This window comes from Massilia rhizosphaerae (assembly GCF_016093545.1).
GTDB lineage: Bacteria > Pseudomonadota > Gammaproteobacteria > Burkholderiales > Burkholderiaceae_D > Telluria > Telluria rhizosphaerae.
Genome location: NZ_JADKYX010000012.1, coordinates 172,086 through 189,197, shown reverse-complemented (window position 1 = coordinate 189,197; position 17,112 = coordinate 172,086). Strand labels below are relative to the sequence as shown.

The window sequence follows — 17,112 nt, the reverse complement described above, 5'->3', positions numbered from 1 at the left end:
TTAGATCAAGAACGGACCTGGAGCGCCTGTTCGATCTTGCCGACGAGGGTCGGATCCTCCGGCGTCACCTTGCTCGGGAAGTAGTCGATGACGTTACCGTTCCGGTCGATCAGGTATTTATTGAAGTTCCACTTGGGCTGGTTGCCGGTGGCCTTGATCAATTCCGAATACAGTGGATTGGCCCCCGTTCCCGTCACGACGGTGCTCGTGAACATCGGGAATTTCACGCCGTACGTGTTGTAACACAGGTCGGCGATCTTCTTGGCGTCCGCGTCTTCCTGTTTGAAATCGTTCGACGGGAAGCCCAGCACGACAAGGCCGCGCGGCGCGTACTTCGCGTACAGTTTTTCGAGGCCGTCGTACTGCTTGGTAAAACCGCAGTAGCTGGCCGTGTTCACCACCAGCACGACCTTGCCGGCGTACTGGCATAAATCCTGCGGCGCTTCGTCCTGCAGGCGCTTGAAGGTGTGCTGCAGCACGGCCGGGCAGCTGGCCGGATGGGCGGACGGTTGCGCCGCGGCGGCCGGCGTCTGCGCCAGCGCGGGCGGCGCCGCGGAGAACGTCGCGGCGGCGCCGAGGGTAAGCAGCAAAGCGGTGGTCTTGAGCATGATCGGAAGGGGCGCGGGTTGGTGGATCTTCATTCTATGACAATCCGCGCGGCCCGTCGCTCAGCCCGTTATCTTCACCTTCGACATGTCCGCCTTGGGCGCCGGCCATTCGAGCTTCATGCCCCGCATCGTCTCCAGCAGCAGATGGGCGATGATCAGGTTGCGGTGCGTTTTCGAGTCGGCCGGGACGACGTACCACGGCGCGTGGTCGCAATCGGTCGCGTTGATCATGTCGGCGTAGGCCTGCTGGTAGAGGTCCCATTTGTCGCGCGCGGCCAGGTCGGCCGGGTCGAACTTCCAGTGCTTCTCCGGATCGTCCAGGCGCGCCTGCAGGCGCTCGCGCTGTTCATCCTTGGAGATGTGCAGGAAGACCTTGATGACCGTCGTCCCGGTCTCGGCCAGCATGCGCTCGAAGTCGCGGATCTGGGCGTAGCGGCGCTCGCGCTCCTTGTCGTCCAGCGTGCCCTGGATGCGCGGCACGAGCACGTCCTCGTAATGGCTGCGGTTGAAGATGCCGATTTCGCCCTTGCCCGGCACGCGCGCGTGCACGCGCCAGAGAAAATCGTGGGCCTTTTCCTTGTCGGTCGGCGCGACGAAGCCCGTGGCGTGCAGGCCCATCGGATTGATCTGCGAGAACAGTGCGCGGATCGTCCCGTCCTTGCCGGACGTGTCCATGCCTTGCAGGATCAACAGGAGCTTTTGGTTGCGCGCCGCGTACAGCTTTTCCTGCAGCTTGGCCACTTCGGCCGTCAGCTCGGTAGTGAGCGCCCGCTCGCGTTCCTTGATGTCGCCATTCTTGAGCTTGCCGTTCTCATCGTCGCGCAGCGGGGTATCGCCGGCGTCCTTGTCGCGCAGTTCGAGATTCTTCGGGGCGCGGAAACGTTCGAGCATCGTCTTGCTCATGCGACCTGCTCGCCCAGCTTGCGGTGCTCGATCAGCATGCAGTGGTTCGTCACCACGTCCAGGCCGGCGGCGCGGGCCAGGTCGGCGGCGACCTGGTTCTCGATGCCGAGCTGCATCCACAAGCAGCCGGCGCGCACATCGATGGCGTCCTTGGCGATGGGCGGGATATCTTCGGATTTGCGGAAGCAATCGACGATGTCGATGCGCGTGCCGCCGGGCGCGAGCGCGTCGGCCGCTTCCTGCAGCGTGGCGTACACGGTCTCGCCGAGGATCTCCTGGCCCGCGTAGGCCGGATTGATGGGAATGATGCGGTAGCCCTGCTCCTGCAGGTAGCTGGCAACCTCCAGGCTGGCGCGCTCGGGCTTGTTCGACAGCCCGACCACGGCCACGGTCCGGGCGGCGCGGAGGATTTGTTCGATGGTTCGCATGGCCTGTTACTCGGTTCGTCTCGTCGTTGACGCTAGCTTATCAGGTTTGCAAAATTCGGGGTCAGAGCACAATTTGGCAAAAATTCGGGGTCAGAGCACTTTTTTTATCAATGGTTTGCAAGAAAGCTTATCGCGATATACGCCACGCTCCGTCCGCAAACCGCGTCGATTCCGAGCGTTTTTTTGTGCAAAAGATATTGTTCCCAAAATTGCTCTGACCCCGAATCTCAAGAAAAACATGCTCTGACCCCGAATTTTGGAAATAAAAAAGCAGCCCGGAGGCTGCTTTTCTTTGAGCGCGCGAACGGCCGCGATCAGCGTCCTTTTTGACGCAGCTTGGCGATGGCCGCCAGCTGGGCGATCGCCGCCGCCAGTTCGGCTTGCGCCTTGGCGTAGTCGATCTGCGATTCCTTGTTCTGCATCTGCTCTTCGGCACGGCGCTTGGCTTCCTGGGCTTTCGCTTCGTCCAGGTCGGCACCGCGGATCGCGGTGTCGGCGAGGACCGTCACGCCTTTCGGCTGGACTTCCAGGATGCCGCCGGCGACGAACACGAACTCTTCGTCGCTACGGCCCGGCACTTTGATGCGCACGGCACCCGGGCGGATGCGCGTGATCAAGGGGGTGTGCATCGGGTAGATACCCAGCTCACCTGCTTCACCCGGCAACGCGACGAACTCGGCTTCGCCCGAAAAGATCTGCTCTTCGGCCGAGACGACGTCAACGTGAATGGTATTTGCCATGTGTGTCCTTTGAAGAGGCTAAGCGATCAAGCAGCCAGCTTCTTGGCCTTTTCGATTGCTTCTTCGATGGTACCGACCATGTAGAACGCCTGCTCCGGCAGGTGGTCCAGCTCGCCCGATGCGATCATCTTGAAGCCCTTGATCGTGTCCTTCAGCGAGACGTACTTGCCCGGCGAACCCGTGAAGACTTCGGCGACGTGGAACGGCTGCGACAGGAAACGCTGCATCTTGCGCGCGCGTGCGACGACCAGCTTGTCTTCCGGTGCCAGTTCGTCCATGCCCAGAATCGCGATGATGTCGCGCAGTTCCTTGTAGCGCTGCAGGGTGCCCTGCACGGCGCGCGCGGTCTCGTAGTGTTCCTGGCCGACGACGAGCGGGTCCAGCTGGCGCGAGGTCGAGTCGAGCGGATCGACTGCCGGGTAGATACCCAGCGAAGCGATGTCACGCGACAGCACGACGGTCGAGTCCAGGTGGGCGAAGGTGGTGGCCGGCGACGGGTCGGTCAAGTCGTCCGCAGGGACGTACACGGCCTGGATCGAGGTGATCGAACCGGTCTTGGTCGACGTGATGCGCTCTTGCAGGCGGCCCATTTCTTCGGCCAGCGTCGGCTGGTAGCCCACGGCGGACGGCATACGGCCCAGCAGTGCCGACACTTCGGTACCGGCCAGGGTGTAACGGTAGATGTTATCCACGAAGAACAGAACGTCACGGCCTTCGTCACGGAACGACTCGGCGATCGTCAGGCCGGTCAGCGCGACGCGCAGACGGTTGCCCGGCGGCTCGTTCATCTGGCCGTAGACCATCGCGACTTTCGAGTTGCCCAGGTTGTCCAGGTCGACGACCTTGGAATCGGCCATCTCGTGGTAGAAGTCGTTACCTTCACGGGTACGCTCACCCACGCCGGCGAACACGGACAGACCCGAGTGCGCTTTTGCGATGTTGTTGATCAGTTCCATCATGTTCACGGTCTTGCCGACGCCGGCGCCGCCGAACAGGCCGACCTTACCGCCCTTGGCGAACGGGCAGACCAGGTCGATCACCTTGATGCCGGTTTCCAGCAGGTCTTGCGACGGCGACAGCTCGTCGTACTCCGGTGCGGCGCGGTGGATCGATGCCGTCTTTTCCTGGCTGACCGGACCGCGCTCGTCGATCGGGTTGCCCAGCACGTCCATGATGCGGCCCAGGGTGGCCGGACCGACCGGCACCATGATCGGGTTGCCGGTGTTCTGGATAGCCATGCCGCGACGCAGACCTTCCGAGCTGCCCAGCGCAATGGTACGGACGATGCCGTCACCCAACTGCTGCTGCACTTCCAGGGTCAGTTCGGAGCCTTCCATTTTCAGTGCGTCATAGACCTTCGGCATTGCGTCGCGCGGGAATTCCACGTCGACCACGGCGCCGATACACTGAACGATTTTGCCATCAGCCATTTTCGTTCCTTCAGATATAGTTTTAATTCGTTAAGACCTGTGGGGACAGCAACCGGCGCACGCGCTCGCCCTGTCCCGCGATCAATGAGTGTTCGTCAAGCGCTGATAGCCGCCGCGCCGGAGACGATCTCGGAAAGTTCTTTGGTAATCGCAGCCTGGCGGGTCTTGTTATAGACCAGCTTCAGTTCACCGATGACGCTGCCCGCGTTGTCGCTTGCCGCCTTCATCGCCACCATGCGTGCCGATTGCTCGGACGACAGGTTCTCGGCGACCGCCTGGTAGACCAGCGCCTCGACGTAGCGCACCAGCAGTTCGTCGATGACGGAAGCCGCGTCCGGTTCATAGATGTAATCCCATCCATAACCGGCCTTGTCCGCTTCGAGGGCCTTGGCCGGCAGCGGCAACAGCTGCTCGACGACGGGCTCCTGCTTCATCGTGTTGATGAACCGGGTGTAGCACAGGTAGACGGCGTCCAGCGTGCCGTCCTGGAAAGCGTCCAGCATCACCTTGATCGGGCCGATCAGCTTTTCCAGGTGCGGCGTGTCGCCGATCTGGGTCAGGCTCGACATCACGTTCACGCCGATACGATTGAGGAAACCGAGGCCCTTGTTGCCGATGGCGACCGCTTCGATCCTGTTGCCGGCTTGTTCCAATTCGCGCGTCTTCTGCACCACCTGACGCAGCACGTTGGTGTTCATGCCGCCGCACAGACCCTTGTCGGTCGTGACGACGATGAAGCCGACCGCATTGCGCTTGACGTCCTTGGCCTTGGCCATGAACGGGTGCGTGTACTCCGGATTGGTGGAAGCCAGATTGGCGGTGATGTTGCGAATCTTCTCACTGTAGGGACGGGCGGCACGCATCCGTTCCTGCGCCTTGCGCATCTTGGACGCGGCGACCATTTCCATCGCCTTGGTGATCTTCTTCGTATTCTCTACGCTTTTGATCTTGCCACGTATCTCTTTGCCTACTGCCATGAGTCCTTACTCCTTTGGTTTGAGGGCCGCAGCAAGCTTCCAGCGGCCCTCACCCTGGTCGGCGGGACGGGCGCGCCGCTGGCGGCGTGTCCATCCCGAATCGATCAGAATGCTTTCTTGAATTCGGCAACGGCGGAGGCCAGCTCAGCTTCGCCGTCCTTGTCCAGTTGCTTCGTTTCTTCGATTTTCGACAGGAGGGCAGCGTGCTTGGTCTTCAGGTAGCCGTGCAGGCCGGCTTCGAAAGCCAGCACTTGCTTGACGTCGATGTCGTCGAAGTAGCCCTTGTTGACGGCGAACAGCGACGCGGCCATCAGCGAGATCGGCAGCGGCGAATACTGCGGCTGCTTCAGCAGTTCCGTCACGCGCGCACCGCGGTCCAGCTGCTTGCGGGTCGATTCGTCCAGGTCCGATGCGAACTGCGCGAACGCAGCCAGCTCGCGGTACTGCGCCAGGTCGGTACGGATACCGCCGGACAGGCCCTTGATGACCTTGGTCTGGGCGGCGCCACCGACGCGCGACACCGAGATACCGGCGTTGATCGCGGGACGGATACCGGCGTTGAACAGGGAGGTCTCCAGGAAGATCTGGCCGTCGGTAATCGAGATCACGTTGGTCGGCACGAACGCCGAGACGTCGCCCGCCTGGGTTTCGATGATCGGCAGCGCGGTCAGCGAACCGGTCTTGCCCTTGACGGCGCCGCCGGTGAAGGCTTCGACGTAGTCGGCGTTGACGCGTGCGGCACGCTCCAGCAGACGCGAATGCAGGTAGAACACGTCGCCAGGATATGCTTCACGGCCCGGCGGGCGGCGCAGCAGCAGCGAAATTTGACGATAAGCAACAGCTTGCTTCGACAGGTCATCATAGACGATCAGCGCGTCTTCGCCGCGGTCGCGGAAGTATTCGCCCATCGCGCAGCCCGAGTAGGCCGAGATGTATTGCATGGCGGCCGATTCCGAAGCGGAAGCGGCGACGACGATCGTGTACTCCATCGCGCCGTGCTGTTCCAGCGAACGCACGATGTTCTTGATGGTCGATGCTTTCTGGCCGATCGCAACGTACACGCAGGTCATGTTCTGACCCTTCTGGTTGATGATCGCGTCGACTGCCACGGCCGACTTGCCGGTCTGGCGGTCGCCGATGATCAGCTCGCGCTGGCCACGGCCGATCGGCACCATCGAGTCGATTGCCTTGAGGCCGGTCTGCATCGGCTGCGACACGGATTCACGCGCGATCACGCCCGGTGCGATCTTCTCGACCGGGGCGGTCAGGGTCGTGTTGATCGGACCCTTGCCGTCGATCGGCTGGCCCAGCGCGTTGACGACGCGGCCACGCAGTTCCGGACCGATCGGCACTTCCAGGATGCGGCCGGTGGTCTTGACGATGTCGCCTTCCGAGATTTGCTCGTAGTTACCCAGCACCACGGCGCCGACCGAGTCGCGCTCCAGGTTCATGGCCAGGCCAAAGGTGTTGCCGGGGAATTCCAGCATCTCGCCCTGCATCACGTCCGACAGACCATGGATGCGGCAGATACCGTCGGCGACGGAAATCACCGTGCCTTGATTGCGAACTTCAGCGGAACCCTCGAGACCCTGGATCCGGCTCTTGATCAGTTCGCTGATTTCAGATGGGTTAAGTTGCATGAGTGCTAACTCCTAATAGTTTCTTGATGCGTAGGGCAAGGGCGTCGGGCGCCGGCGTATCGTGCGAATGCCTCAGGCGGTGAGCGCAACATGCATCTGTTGCAGCTTCGCACGCACCGAGGTGTCGAGCACTTCGTCGCCAACGACCACGCGCACACCACCGATCAGCGAAGGATCCACTGTCACCGTTGGGTTCAGCTTGCGGCCAAATTTCTTTTCCAGCGATGCGGCCAGCTGCCCCACCTGCGCCGGAGCGAGGTCGAACGCGCTGAAGATGTGCGCGTCGGCGGCGCCTTCGTGCGCATTCTTCAGTTCGTGGAACTGGGCAGCGATATGGGTCAGCAGGGCGACGCGGCCGTTTTCGGCCAGCATCGAGATAAAGTTCTTCGCTTCAGCGTTCAGCGGCGACTTGACCAGGGACGCAATCGTGTCGGCCAGCTGGGCTTGCGTAACGTTCGGGTTATTGGCGAACGCTTGCACGTCGGCATTGGAACCAATCTGGCCCAATTCCGACACGACGGCCGACCAGGCGTTCATGTCGCCGTTTTGGGCGACACGGAACAGCGCTTCGGCGTAAGGGCGGGCAACGGTTGCGAGCTCAGCCATGATTACAGCTCAGTCGCCAGTTGGTTCAGCAGGTCGGCGTGGGCCGCTGCGTTCACTTCGCGCTTGAGGATCTGCTCGGCACCCGCGACGGCCAGCGTGGCCACCTGGGCACGCAGTTCTTCGCGCGCCTTGCTTACCTGTTGCTCGGCTTCGGCACGGGCCTGGGCGACGATGCGCTCGGCTTCGGCCTGGGCATTGGCCTTGATCTCGTCGGCGACCATCTGGGCGCGCTTTTCGGCGTCGGCGATGCGCTTGGCACCTTCGTCGCGGGCGCTGGCCAGTTCGACCTGCACGCGCTTCTCGGCAGCGGCCATGGCCTGCTTGCCCTGGTCGGCTGCGGCCAGACCTTCAGCGATCTTGGTTGCACGTGCATCCAGCGCACCCATCACCGGCGGCCACACGAATTTCGCGACGACCCACGCCAGGATGAGGAACACAATGGACTGCACAAACATTGTGGCGTTTAAGTTCACAGCTTTTTCCTTCTCAGAATGAAGTACGCCGGGCCGACGCGGTGTGCGTCGCTGGCCCGGCTATTCAAGAGTCCGGGGAATTACCCGCCGAAATTCGGGGCAGCGAATGCGAACATCATCGCGATACCGACACCGATCAGGAATGCGGCGTCGATCAGGCCGGCCAGCAGGAACATCTTGGTCTGCAGGGTGTTCATCAGTTCAGGCTGGCGAGCCGAAGCTTCGATGAACTTACCGCCCATGATGCCGATACCGATACATGCACCGATAGCACCCAAACCAATGATCAGACCGCAAGCCAGTGCAATGAACGCGACGTTAGTCATCAAAAACTCCTTAGATAATCAAAAAAGTAAAAAATAAAATTACTGGATACTGCAAAAACGAGATGCCGCTTAGTGACCCTCATGCGCCTGGCCGAGGTACACCAGCGTCAGCATCATGAAAATGAAAGCTTGCAACAGCACGATCAGGATGTGGAACACTGCCCAGATCGATCCGGCAAAAATGTGCAGGCCCGACAGCAGGACACTCTGGGTCGTGAAGCCAACCCACTGGGCGCCCAGCAGCGCGATCAGCAGGAAGATCAGTTCGCCAGCAAACATGTTGCCGAACAGTCGCATTGCGAGCGAGACAGTTTTTGCAGCGAATTCGATGAGGTTCAGGCCGAAGTTGGCTGGCCACAGGGCCGGATGGGAACCGAACGGCGCATTGAACAGCTCGTGCACGAAACCGCCCACGCCCTTGATCTTGATGTTGTAGTACAGCATGAAGAACAGCACGACCAGCGACATGCCCAGCGTACCGTTCAGGTCGGCGGTCGGGACCACGCGGAAGAACGGCTCATGGCCTTCGGCATTATGGATGCCCAGCGCGCGGAAAATGGTGGCGAACAGGTCGACCGGCAGGAAGTCCATCGAGTTCATCAGGATGACCCAGATGAACACGGCCAGGGCCAGCGGCGCGATGAAGGTGCGGTCGCCATGGACGATGGCTTTGGATTGGTCTTCGACCATCTCGACGACCATTTCGACCATGCCCTGGAAACGGCCCGGCACGCCGCTGGTGACGCGGCGCGCGGCGGCGATCAGGACGATCGAGGCAATAGCAGCAAGCAACACCGACCACAAAATTGTGTCATAGTGGATGACAGAAAAGTCGATCGGTCCGTGCTGGATGTGCGATGCGTTGTGATGCAGGTGGTGTGTGATGTATTCACCAGTGGTGATGACGTGCTCACCCGCTGGTTGTGCTGCTCCCGCCACGTTTTCAGTAGTCATTTACGGTGCCTAAACAATAAGATGATGTAACTTTTGAGCGCCACGATGAAGCCGCCGAGGAGCGCCGGCCAGTTCAGGTCGTGGTACAACCAGACAATCGCCCCTAGGAAAGCGAGTGTCGACGCAATCTTTATAAATTCGCCGATGAAAAACGACATCGGGTTTGCGGCGCCCGGTCGGCGCGCGCTTGCGAACAGGCGCAGCGCGAACAGGCCGTTGGGGACGACACAACACAATCCACCCAGAACCGCGGAAAACATCGCAGCCCCGCCCCACAGCAGTCCGGCGATCAAACCAGCGACTGTTGTTGCTATTAATTGCAGGGAGACTATGCGCAGCATGTTCTTATTTTCGCGCAAGCCGTCGGGAGCTTAGTTACGGCGTGGTAATTACAGAAATCCCGGAGATTATAAGTGCTTGCGCCAGACTGAGTCAAACGATTCTGCCTGCGTAAAGTTGTATGATTTGATAGCAAAAACATGGAGATAGGACCTGGAAATGATGAATTGCCGGCATCGGGCGGCGCGTCCCGCAAGATTGGATGCCTCTATATTCGCCGTCGTAACGAGCATTACACCGGAACGCGCGGCGCACTTAATTGATGCGCAGGCGTGCCCGCGATGGTGCGACGCTGCACCGAAGAGCGTCGCTCCTGTGTCTTAATTACAACAGGCCGTGCACCGGGGGCCTGTGCGCGGCGGGTGTGGCCTAAGCGCGCAGGCGCGCGAGGACGGTGTCGAGGACGTCGAGGTCGGCGAAGTCGATGATCAACTGCCCCTTGCCTTTCGGTCCCATCTTGAACATCACGGGCGTGGCGAGGCGGTCGGACAGTTCTTCCTCGAGACGCACGATGTCGCCCGACTTTTCCTTCTGACGGGGCGCGACCGGCGGTGCGTTCTGCTCTTCCAGCGCGCGCGCCACCATTTTTTCGGTCTCGCGCACGGACAGGCGCTTGGCGATCACCTGGTTCGCCAGGCCGATCTGGCTGGCGGCGTCGACGGCCAGGAGCGCGCGCGCGTGCCCCATGTCGATGTCGCCGGCCATCAGCATCGTCTGCACCGGTTGCGCCAGGTTCACGAGGCGCAGCAGGTTCGACACGGCGCTGCGCGAGCGGCCGACGGCCTGCGCGGCCTGCTCGTGCGTAAAACTGAATTCCGAGATCAGGCGCGCGATGCCCTGCGCTTCTTCCAGCGGATTCAAGTCTTCGCGCTGGATGTTCTCGATGAGCGCCATCGCCGCGGCGTTCTGGTCGTCCACTTCGCGCACGAGGACGGGAATCTCGTCCAGGCCGGCGAGTTGCGCCGCGCGGAAGCGCCGTTCGCCGGCGATGATCTCGTAGCGGGCGCCGGAGGCGGATCCGTCGATCGGACGGACGAGCACGGGCTGCATGATGCCTTGCGACTTGATGGATGCGGCCAGCTCGGACAGCGAGCCGTCGTCCATGCGCGTGCGCGGCTGGTATTTGCCGGCCTGGATCTGCGCGACCGGCAGCAGGGACGGCGCGCCGCTGGGCGCGGCCGGCGGCGCCGAGGCGTCCCCGCCGAGCAGCGCGTCGAGACCGCGGCCGAGACCTTTGAGTTTTTTGGTTGCCATAACTTGTCTATTTCTGGTTACATAGTCTTGATGCGTTCGACCATCTCCGCGCCGAAGGCGATATAAGCCTGTGCGCCTTTCGAGGACGGATCGAACGTGACGCCCGGGATGCCGTACGACGGTGCTTCCGCCAGGCGCACATTGCGCGGGATGATCGTCTTGAACACCTTGTCGCCGAAATGCTGCTCGAGCTGGGCCGAGACCTGTTGCGACAACGTCATGCGCGGATCGAACATCACGCGCAGCAGGCCGATGATGCGCAAATCATGGTTCAGATTCGCGTGCACCTTCTTGATCGTGTTCACGAGGTCGGACAAGCCTTCCAGCGCGTAGTACTCGCACTGCATCGGGATGATCACGCCGTGCGCGGACACGAGGCCGTTCAAGGTCAGCATCGACAGCGCCGGCGGGCAGTCGATCAGGATGAAGTCGTAATCGGCGTCGACCTTGGCCAGCGCCTCCTTGAGGCGGCGCTCGCGGTTTTCCAGCGCGACCATCTCGACTTCGGCGCCGGCCAGTTCGCGGTTGGCCGGCAGCACGTCGAAGCGCCCCGCTTCGCTGCGCAGGCGCGCCGCCGCCACGTCGGCTTCGCCCAGCAGGACCTCATAGATCGACGAGGTGAGCCCCGCCTTGTTGATCCCCGCACCCATGGTGGCATTGCCCTGCGGGTCGAGGTCGACCAGCAGCACGCGCTGGTCCAACTTGGCGAGACCGGCGGACAGATTCACGCTGGTGGTGGTCTTGCCGACCCCGCCCTTCTGGTTTGCTACGCAAAAAATTTTCGCCATGTATGCCTTGTTCAGTCATACCGTTAATACCATTAAAACGATTTATACGGTTTATATGGTAACAACGATATAAACTGGTTATACGGTTTATCTTTTTATCCCCATGCGCCGGCGCATGCGGCGCGATTGCTTCGATTGTTTCACGTGGAACGTTCGATGAATACCAGGTGACGTTCGGCATCCAGCTTTGGCACGTGCAGCGATTCCACCCCGGCCACCTTCCACTCGGCCGGCAGCCGTTCCTGCTCGTCTTTCGGGGCCACCCCTTTCAGGGCGATATAGCGGCCGCCGTCTGCCAGCAAATGACTGGACCAGTTGACGAAATCCGAGAGGTCGGCAAAAGCACGTGACGTGATGACGTCGAATTTGTCGCTCACCTGCAGCTGCTCCACCCGCGCCGTGTACACCGTCACGTTCGTCAGGCTGAGTTGCGCCTTCACCTGCGTCAAAAAGGCCGTCTTTTTGTGCACGGTGTCGATCATCGACACGTTCATGTCCGGACGCACGATCGCCAGCACGATCCCCGGCAATCCCCCGCCCGAACCCACGTCCAGCACATTGCGCGCGCCCGCGAACGCCGGCACGGCGGCCAAAGAATCCAGCAAATGGTGCGTGACCATCTGCATCGGATCGCGCAACGACGTCAGGTTGTACACGGCGTTCCACTTGAACATCATGGCCAGGTAATCCATCAGCTTGTCCTGCTGGGCCGGCGTCACGTCGAGGTGCATCGCGGCGATGCCCTCGCCCAGTACGGCGGACAAGGCGGTACGGTCGAAATTCTTCATGCGGCCGATTCCTCGTTCGGCACATTCGTAAAACCTTTCGCGCCGCGCTTCTTCAGGTGCACGAGCAGCAGAGAAATTGCCGCCGGCGTCACGCCGGAAATACGCGATGCCTGGCCCAGCGTTTCCGGACGCTGCTTGTCGAGCTTCTGGCGCACTTCGATCGACAGGGCCTGGATTTCCAGGTAGTTCAGGTTGTCCGGCAGCTTGAGGTTTTCGTAGTAGTCGTGACGCTCGACCTCGCGCGCCTGGCGATTGATATAGCCCGAATATTTCAGCTGGATCTCGACTTGCTCCTTTACGGCCGAGTCGGTCACGCCCGGGCCGCCCAGCGCCTGGCCGTCGACGCCCTGCAAGGTCACCAGCTTGTCGTACTCGACGCCCGGCCGGCGCAGCAAGTCGGCGAGATTGTATTCGCGCTCGATGGCCTGGCCGATCACCCGCTCGGATTCGGCGGCCGCCAGGATGCGCGGGTTGACCCACGTCGAGCGCAGGCGTTCCAGTTCGACCGCGACGGCTTCCCGCTTGCGCTCGAACGCTTCCCACTGCGCATCGCCGACGACACCCAGCTTGCGGCCGATCTCCGTCAGGCGCATGTCGGCATTGTCTTCACGCAACGACAGACGGTATTCCGCACGGCTCGTGAACATGCGATACGGTTCCGCGACGCCCTGCGTCGTCAGGTCGTCGACGAGCACGCCGAGGTAGGCTTCGGAACGGGACGGCGTCCATGCGTCGCGGCCCTGCGTCTGCAATGCCGCATTGATACCCGCCAGCATGCCCTGCGCCGCGGCTTCTTCGTAACCGGTCGTCCCGTTGATCTGGCCCGCGAAAAACAGACCGCCGATCGCCTTCGTCTCCAGCGACGCCTTCAGGCCGCGCGGGTCGAAATAATCGTATTCGATCGCGTAGCCGGGACGGAGGATGAACGCGTTCTCCAGGCCGCGCATCGAGCGCACCAGCGCCAATTGCACGTCGAACGGCAGGCTCGTCGAGATACCGTTCGGATAAAACTCGTTCGTCGTCAGGCCTTCCGGCTCCAGGAAGATCTGGTGCGATTCCTTCGACGCAAAACGATGGATCTTGTCTTCGATCGACGGGCAGTAGCGCGGGCCGACGCCCTCGATCACGCCCGTGTACATCGGGCTGCGGTCGAGGCCGTTACGGATGATGTCGTGCGTCTGCGCATTCGTATGCGTCACCCAGCACGGCAGCTGCTTCGGGTGCATGGCCGCGTTCCCCATGTACGAGAACACCGGCACCGGATCCAGGTCGCCCGGCTGTTCCGTCATGACGGAAAAATCGATGCTGCGGCCGTCGATGCGCGGCGGCGTCCCCGTCTTCAAACGGCCCTGCGGCAGTTTCAATTCCTTCAGGCGCGACGATAGCGACACGGCCGGCGGATCGCCCGCGCGACCGGCCGAGTAGTTTTGCAGGCCGACGTGGATCTTACCGTCGAGGAAAGTGCCGGCCGTCAGCACGACGGCGCGCGACCGGAAGCGCAAGCCGATCTGCGTGACGGCCCCGACGACGCGGTCGCCTTCGACCATCAAGTCATCGACGGCCTGCTGGAACAACCACAGGTTCGGCTGATTTTCCAGGCGCGAACGGATCGCCTGCTTGTACAGCATGCGGTCGGCCTGGGCACGGGTGGCGCGCACGGCAGGGCCCTTGGAGGAGTTCAGGATGCGGAACTGGATGCCGGCTTCGTCGGTGGCGATCGCCATTGCGCCGCCCATGGCATCGACCTCCTTGACGAGGTGGCCCTTGCCGATGCCGCCGATGGACGGGTTGCAGGACATCGCGCCCAGGGTTTCGATATTGTGAGTGAGCAACAGGGTTTTTTGGCCCATGCGCGCAGACGCGAGCGCCGCTTCGGTGCCGGCATGGCCGCCGCCGACGACGATCACGTCGAATTCTGTCGGAAATAACATGATGGAGTGTGTTGCGAGGAGGATTAAGCAAGGATTATAGATTCTTTTTTCCGTGCGGCTTCTGCGCGACCGCGAAAATGACAGATTTTGTTTCACGTGAAACAGCGGAGGCGAGCTCATGTTAGGCTTTTGCCACGCCATCCACCTATCGCTACCATGCCGAGACCACGCCCATTGACCCTCGCCCTGCTCGTCGCCAGCGCCGCCGCCGGCGCCTATCCGCGCCACGACTTGCCATCCATCTCGTTCAACCACAAGGATTGGGAACTCGCCTGCGACAACACGAGAACCTGCCGCGCGGCCGGGTACCACAAAGAAAACGACGAACCGAACGCCACCATCCTGTTGATGCGCGCCGCCGGCCCGAACCAACCGGTCACGGCCGAATTGCAGCTTGCCGATGACGACCGGCGTCCAGCGCCCGATCAGCTTACGATGACGGTCGACGGCAAAGCGCTGGGCACGGTCGGTATCGATCCGAAGTCCAACATCGGCAAGCTGTCGGATGCACAGGTCAAGGCGTTGCTGCCGGCACTGCTCAAGGACGGCCACATCGCATGGTCGGTAAACGGGACGACGTGGACGATCTCGACGGACGGCGCCAATGCCGTGCTGTTGAAGATGGACGAATTCCAGGGGCGCCTCGGCACGCCCGGTGCGCTGGCGCGCAAAGGTACCAACCCAGAATCAAATGTTTTGCCGCCACTTGCGCCGCCCGAGATCAAGGCGGGCGTCGTCAGCCCGGATACGCAACCGGTCGAGCTGACGACTGCACAGACCCGAGATCTCATGGCCGCGCTCCGCAAGACCGTGAAGGATGGCAGCTGCGGGCTGGTCGACACGAAGCACGTCGACACCGGCACACTCGACGTCAGGCACCTCACTCACGACAAACTGCTCGTCTCGCACCCCTGCTGGACGGCAGCCTACAACACGGGCGACGGCTACTGGGTCGTCGACGCCAAGCCACCCTATTCCGCTGTTCTCGTCACGACGTCCGCCACGGACTACGCGGACGGCGTCATCTCATCGGCGCAAAAAGGCCGCGGCATCGGCGATTGCTTCGGCTCGGCGACTTGGACGTGGGACGGACGCTCATTCGCGCAAACATCGGCGGCGACGACGGGCATGTGCCGCAAGATCGCGGCCGGCGGTGCCTGGAACCTACCGACGCTCGTCACCCACGTACGCAAGGCCCGCTGATTGTTCCACGTGAAACAATCACCAGCCCAGGTGCCGGAACGTGTCGAACGCTGTCTTTACGATCAACAACCCGACGACGACGAGGAACAGCTTGCGCACGAACCCGCTGCCATGCTTGAGCGCGAGTCGCGTCCCAACCAGTGAGCCGGCGATCTGGCACACGGCCATCAACAGGCCGAGCTGCCAGATCAAATGACCGCTGTAGCCGAACCAGATCAGTGCCGAGATATTGCAGGCGACGTTGACGATCTTCGCGGCCGCCGACGCACTGAGGAAATCGAAGCCGAAGAAGCGCACGAACAGGAAGATCAGGAAGCTGCCCGTGCCCGGACCGAAGAAGCCATCATAAAAGCCGATCGCGGCGCCGGCGCCCGTCGCCAATAAACGTTCCTTCATGCCGCTGTGAAGCGGCGCGTGCACGGCGCCCAGGTTCTTCTGCTTGAACGTGTACACGGCCACGGCCAGCAGGATCAACGGCAGCAGGCTGCGCACGAAGTCGCCTGGCACGCGGGTCACGGTCCAGGCCCCGATGAACGACAGCGCGAACGCGGCAACGGCCGCCGGCGCCGCCGTGCTCCATGCGACCGTCACGCGGCGGGAGTATCTGACGGCGGCGACCGCCGTGCCGAACATCGATGCCAGCTTGTTCGTCCCCAGCAGCGTGGCCGGCACTTCCTTCGGAAACACGGCGAAGATCGCCGGAATCTGGATCAATCCTCCCCCACCGACGACAGCATCCACGAGACCGGCAACGAAGGCCGCGACGGCCAGCAGGGCAAAATCGAACATGAGGAATAACGCGTAAAAGCGTTATTGTACGGCAGAGGACGGTCAGGCCCCGTCCATTGCTGCGACGCAGCAAACCGTTACCGGTTCACACGGCCGCCGCCCGCCCCTCTTCCAGGAATTGCAGCAGCAGCCGGTTGACCTCGTCCGCCGCCGTCAATTGCAGCCAGTGGTCGGCGCCGTGGATGCGCTCGAAACGGAATTCGCCGTCGACATAATGGGCCGAGTCGCGCATCTGCTTTTCGCCCAGCGCCGGGTCGCGGTCGCTCCACATGCCCATCACGGGCACCCTCACCTTCCGGTGCCCGTGCGGCAGGGCCAGGTTCAGATTGGCGCGATAGTAATTCAGTGCGGCCGTCAGGCGGCCCGGCGGCGACAGATCCCGCTTCCAGTGGTCGGCCTGGCCGGGCTCGTCGGTGAATTGGCGCATGATGAACCAGTCGGCCGCGCGCAACGTATGCTCCGCCAGGACCGGCAGGATGAAGCCGAGGATGTACGTCATGCGCAAGCGCTGCAGCAGGCCGGCGCGCGCGATGGCATCCGGGTGGCCCGTCGACATCGCCACGAAGCGGCGTACGCGTTCGGGCGCCAGCGCCGCGATCTGCCAGCCGATGATGCCGCCCCAGTCGTGGCCGACGAGGAAGACCTTGTCGATGTGCAGGGCATCCAGCAGGCCGAGCACGTCGCCCCGCAATTTATCCATCGTGTAGTCGAAGATGCCGCCCGGCGCGTCGCTGCGGCCGTAGCCGCGCAGGTCCGGCGCCAGCACGCGGAAACCGGCCGCGGCCAGCGCCGGGACCTGCTTGCGCCACACGAGGTGCGTGTCGGGAAAGCCGTGCAGCAGCAGCACGGCCAGGCCCTGCCCCATCGTCGTCGTGTGGATGCGGATGCCGTTCACGTCCAGCATGAGGGATTCGTCGATCACGTTCGCCTCCTTG

General features: G+C 62.2%; 19 protein-coding genes. 1 reads left to right on the top strand and 18 read right to left on the bottom strand.

Translation table 11 applies throughout. The features are described 5' to 3' along the window. Positions 1-5: 5 nt before the first annotated feature. The 16 genes from ISF28_RS18420 to mnmG form a co-directional block, all read right to left on the bottom strand. Complete coding sequence (locus ISF28_RS18420; RefSeq protein ID WP_370663463.1) at positions 6-641, bottom strand: glutathione peroxidase; 636 nt, start codon at positions 639-641, stop codon at positions 6-8. 27 nt (positions 642-668) lie between these two features. Beyond that, on the bottom strand, positions 669-1,511 hold the full coding sequence (locus ISF28_RS18415) for a PPK2 family polyphosphate kinase (RefSeq protein ID WP_198118629.1): 843 nt from the start codon (positions 1,509-1,511) through the stop codon (positions 669-671). Next, positions 1,508-1,939, bottom strand: coding sequence for a CoA-binding protein (locus ISF28_RS18410; protein ID WP_198118628.1), 432 nt, complete (start codon positions 1,937-1,939; stop codon positions 1,508-1,510). Before ISF28_RS18410 ends, ISF28_RS18415 begins: the two co-directional genes overlap by 4 nt. Before the next feature lie 314 nt (positions 1,940-2,253). Further along, positions 2,254-2,679, bottom strand: a complete 426-nt coding sequence (locus ISF28_RS18405) for a F0F1 ATP synthase subunit epsilon (RefSeq protein WP_198118627.1) — start codon at positions 2,677-2,679, stop codon at positions 2,254-2,256. Positions 2,680-2,705: 26 nt separating this feature from the next. Further along, on the bottom strand, positions 2,706-4,109 hold the full coding sequence (atpD, locus tag ISF28_RS18400; protein WP_198118626.1) for a F0F1 ATP synthase subunit beta: 1,404 nt from the start codon (positions 4,107-4,109) through the stop codon (positions 2,706-2,708). Positions 4,110-4,204: 95 nt separating this feature from the next. After that, positions 4,205-5,086 carry a F0F1 ATP synthase subunit gamma gene (gene atpG, locus ISF28_RS18395; RefSeq protein WP_198118625.1) on the bottom strand — a complete coding sequence of 294 codons (882 nt, stop codon included), beginning with the start codon at positions 5,084-5,086 and terminating at the stop codon, positions 4,205-4,207. 104 nt (positions 5,087-5,190) lie between these two features. Continuing rightward, the gene (gene atpA / locus ISF28_RS18390; protein WP_198118624.1) at positions 5,191-6,726 is read right to left on the bottom strand and encodes a F0F1 ATP synthase subunit alpha; all 1,536 of its coding nucleotides are present in this window, start codon (positions 6,724-6,726) and stop codon (positions 5,191-5,193) included. 72 nt (positions 6,727-6,798) lie between these two features. After that, a complete protein-coding gene (locus ISF28_RS18385) occupies positions 6,799-7,332 on the bottom strand; it encodes a F0F1 ATP synthase subunit delta (protein WP_198118623.1) in 534 nt (177 codons plus the stop codon). Positions 7,333-7,334: 2 nt separating this feature from the next. Continuing rightward, positions 7,335-7,805: a F0F1 ATP synthase subunit B gene (locus tag ISF28_RS18380; protein ID WP_198118622.1), complete on the bottom strand. Its 471-nt coding sequence runs from the start codon at positions 7,803-7,805 to the stop codon at positions 7,335-7,337. Between the two features lie 80 nt (positions 7,806-7,885). Continuing rightward, positions 7,886-8,131 carry a F0F1 ATP synthase subunit C gene (gene atpE, locus ISF28_RS18375; protein WP_198118621.1) on the bottom strand — a complete coding sequence of 82 codons (246 nt, stop codon included), beginning with the start codon at positions 8,129-8,131 and terminating at the stop codon, positions 7,886-7,888. Between the two features lie 69 nt (positions 8,132-8,200). Then, positions 8,201-9,085 (bottom strand): F0F1 ATP synthase subunit A, encoded by an 885-nt coding sequence (gene atpB / locus ISF28_RS18370; protein WP_198118620.1) that lies wholly within the window; start codon positions 9,083-9,085, stop codon positions 8,201-8,203. Beyond that, positions 9,082-9,426 (bottom strand): ATP synthase subunit I, encoded by a 345-nt coding sequence (locus ISF28_RS18365; RefSeq protein WP_198118619.1) that lies wholly within the window; start codon positions 9,424-9,426, stop codon positions 9,082-9,084. The genes atpB and ISF28_RS18365 overlap by 4 nt, the downstream gene beginning before the upstream one ends. A 367-nt stretch (positions 9,427-9,793) precedes the next feature. Next, positions 9,794-10,678, bottom strand: a complete 885-nt coding sequence (locus ISF28_RS18360; protein WP_198118618.1) for a ParB/RepB/Spo0J family partition protein — start codon at positions 10,676-10,678, stop codon at positions 9,794-9,796. A 17-nt stretch (positions 10,679-10,695) separates the two neighbouring features. Then, a complete protein-coding gene (locus ISF28_RS18355; protein ID WP_198118617.1) occupies positions 10,696-11,466 on the bottom strand; it encodes a ParA family protein in 771 nt (256 codons plus the stop codon). Between the two features lie 140 nt (positions 11,467-11,606). After that, positions 11,607-12,254: a 16S rRNA (guanine(527)-N(7))-methyltransferase RsmG gene (rsmG, locus tag ISF28_RS18350; RefSeq protein ID WP_198118616.1), complete on the bottom strand. Its 648-nt coding sequence runs from the start codon at positions 12,252-12,254 to the stop codon at positions 11,607-11,609. Then, on the bottom strand, positions 12,251-14,185 hold the full coding sequence (gene mnmG / locus ISF28_RS18345) for a tRNA uridine-5-carboxymethylaminomethyl(34) synthesis enzyme MnmG (protein ID WP_198118615.1): 1,935 nt from the start codon (positions 14,183-14,185) through the stop codon (positions 12,251-12,253). Before mnmG ends, rsmG begins: the two co-directional genes overlap by 4 nt. A gap of 174 nt (positions 14,186-14,359) precedes the next feature. Here mnmG and ISF28_RS18340 point away from each other — a divergent pair, with 174 nt between their 5' ends. Continuing rightward, positions 14,360-15,388, top strand: coding sequence for a DUF1176 domain-containing protein (locus ISF28_RS18340; protein ID WP_198118614.1), 1,029 nt, complete (start codon positions 14,360-14,362; stop codon positions 15,386-15,388). A gap of 18 nt (positions 15,389-15,406) precedes the next feature. Here ISF28_RS18340 and ISF28_RS18335 read toward each other — a convergent pair whose 3' ends face one another. Together ISF28_RS18335 and ISF28_RS18330 are read right to left on the bottom strand one after the other, a co-directional pair. Then, positions 15,407-16,177 carry a TSUP family transporter gene (locus tag ISF28_RS18335; protein ID WP_198118613.1) on the bottom strand — a complete coding sequence of 257 codons (771 nt, stop codon included), beginning with the start codon at positions 16,175-16,177 and terminating at the stop codon, positions 15,407-15,409. A gap of 85 nt (positions 16,178-16,262) precedes the next feature. Continuing rightward, entirely contained in the window at positions 16,263-17,099 is an 837-nt protein-coding gene (locus tag ISF28_RS18330; RefSeq protein WP_370663462.1) for an alpha/beta fold hydrolase, read from the bottom strand. Positions 17,100-17,112 lie beyond the last annotated feature (13 nt).

Bases quoted from the DNA above. Each gene is read 5' to 3' on its own strand.
- ISF28_RS18420 (WP_370663463.1), bottom strand. From the start codon at position 641: ATGAAGATCCACCAACCCGCGCCCCTTCCGATCATGCTCAAGACCACC.
- ISF28_RS18415 (WP_198118629.1), bottom strand. From the start codon at position 1,511: ATGAGCAAGACGATGCTCGAACGTTTCCGCGCCCCGAAGAATCTCGAA.
- ISF28_RS18410 (WP_198118628.1), bottom strand. From the start codon at position 1,939: ATGCGAACCATCGAACAAATCCTCCGCGCCGCCCGGACCGTGGCCGTG.
- ISF28_RS18405 (WP_198118627.1), bottom strand. From the start codon at position 2,679: ATGGCAAATACCATTCACGTTGACGTCGTCTCGGCCGAAGAGCAGATC.
- atpD (WP_198118626.1), bottom strand. From the start codon at position 4,109: ATGGCTGATGGCAAAATCGTTCAGTGTATCGGCGCCGTGGTCGACGTG.
- atpG (WP_198118625.1), bottom strand. From the start codon at position 5,086: ATGGCAGTAGGCAAAGAGATACGTGGCAAGATCAAAAGCGTAGAGAAT.
- atpA (WP_198118624.1), bottom strand. From the start codon at position 6,726: ATGCAACTTAACCCATCTGAAATCAGCGAACTGATCAAGAGCCGGATC.
- ISF28_RS18385 (WP_198118623.1), bottom strand. From the start codon at position 7,332: ATGGCTGAGCTCGCAACCGTTGCCCGCCCTTACGCCGAAGCGCTGTTC.
- atpE (WP_198118621.1), bottom strand. From the start codon at position 8,131: ATGACTAACGTCGCGTTCATTGCACTGGCTTGCGGTCTGATCATTGGT.
- atpB (WP_198118620.1), bottom strand. From the start codon at position 9,085: ATGACTACTGAAAACGTGGCGGGAGCAGCACAACCAGCGGGTGAGCAC.
- ISF28_RS18365 (WP_198118619.1), bottom strand. From the start codon at position 9,426: ATGCTGCGCATAGTCTCCCTGCAATTAATAGCAACAACAGTCGCTGGT.
- ISF28_RS18360 (WP_198118618.1), bottom strand. From the start codon at position 10,678: ATGGCAACCAAAAAACTCAAAGGTCTCGGCCGCGGTCTCGACGCGCTG.
- ISF28_RS18355 (WP_198118617.1), bottom strand. From the start codon at position 11,466: ATGGCGAAAATTTTTTGCGTAGCAAACCAGAAGGGCGGGGTCGGCAAG.
- rsmG (WP_198118616.1), bottom strand. From the start codon at position 12,254: ATGAAGAATTTCGACCGTACCGCCTTGTCCGCCGTACTGGGCGAGGGC.
- mnmG (WP_198118615.1), bottom strand. From the start codon at position 14,185: ATGTTATTTCCGACAGAATTCGACGTGATCGTCGTCGGCGGCGGCCAT.
- ISF28_RS18335 (WP_198118613.1), bottom strand. From the start codon at position 16,177: ATGTTCGATTTTGCCCTGCTGGCCGTCGCGGCCTTCGTTGCCGGTCTC.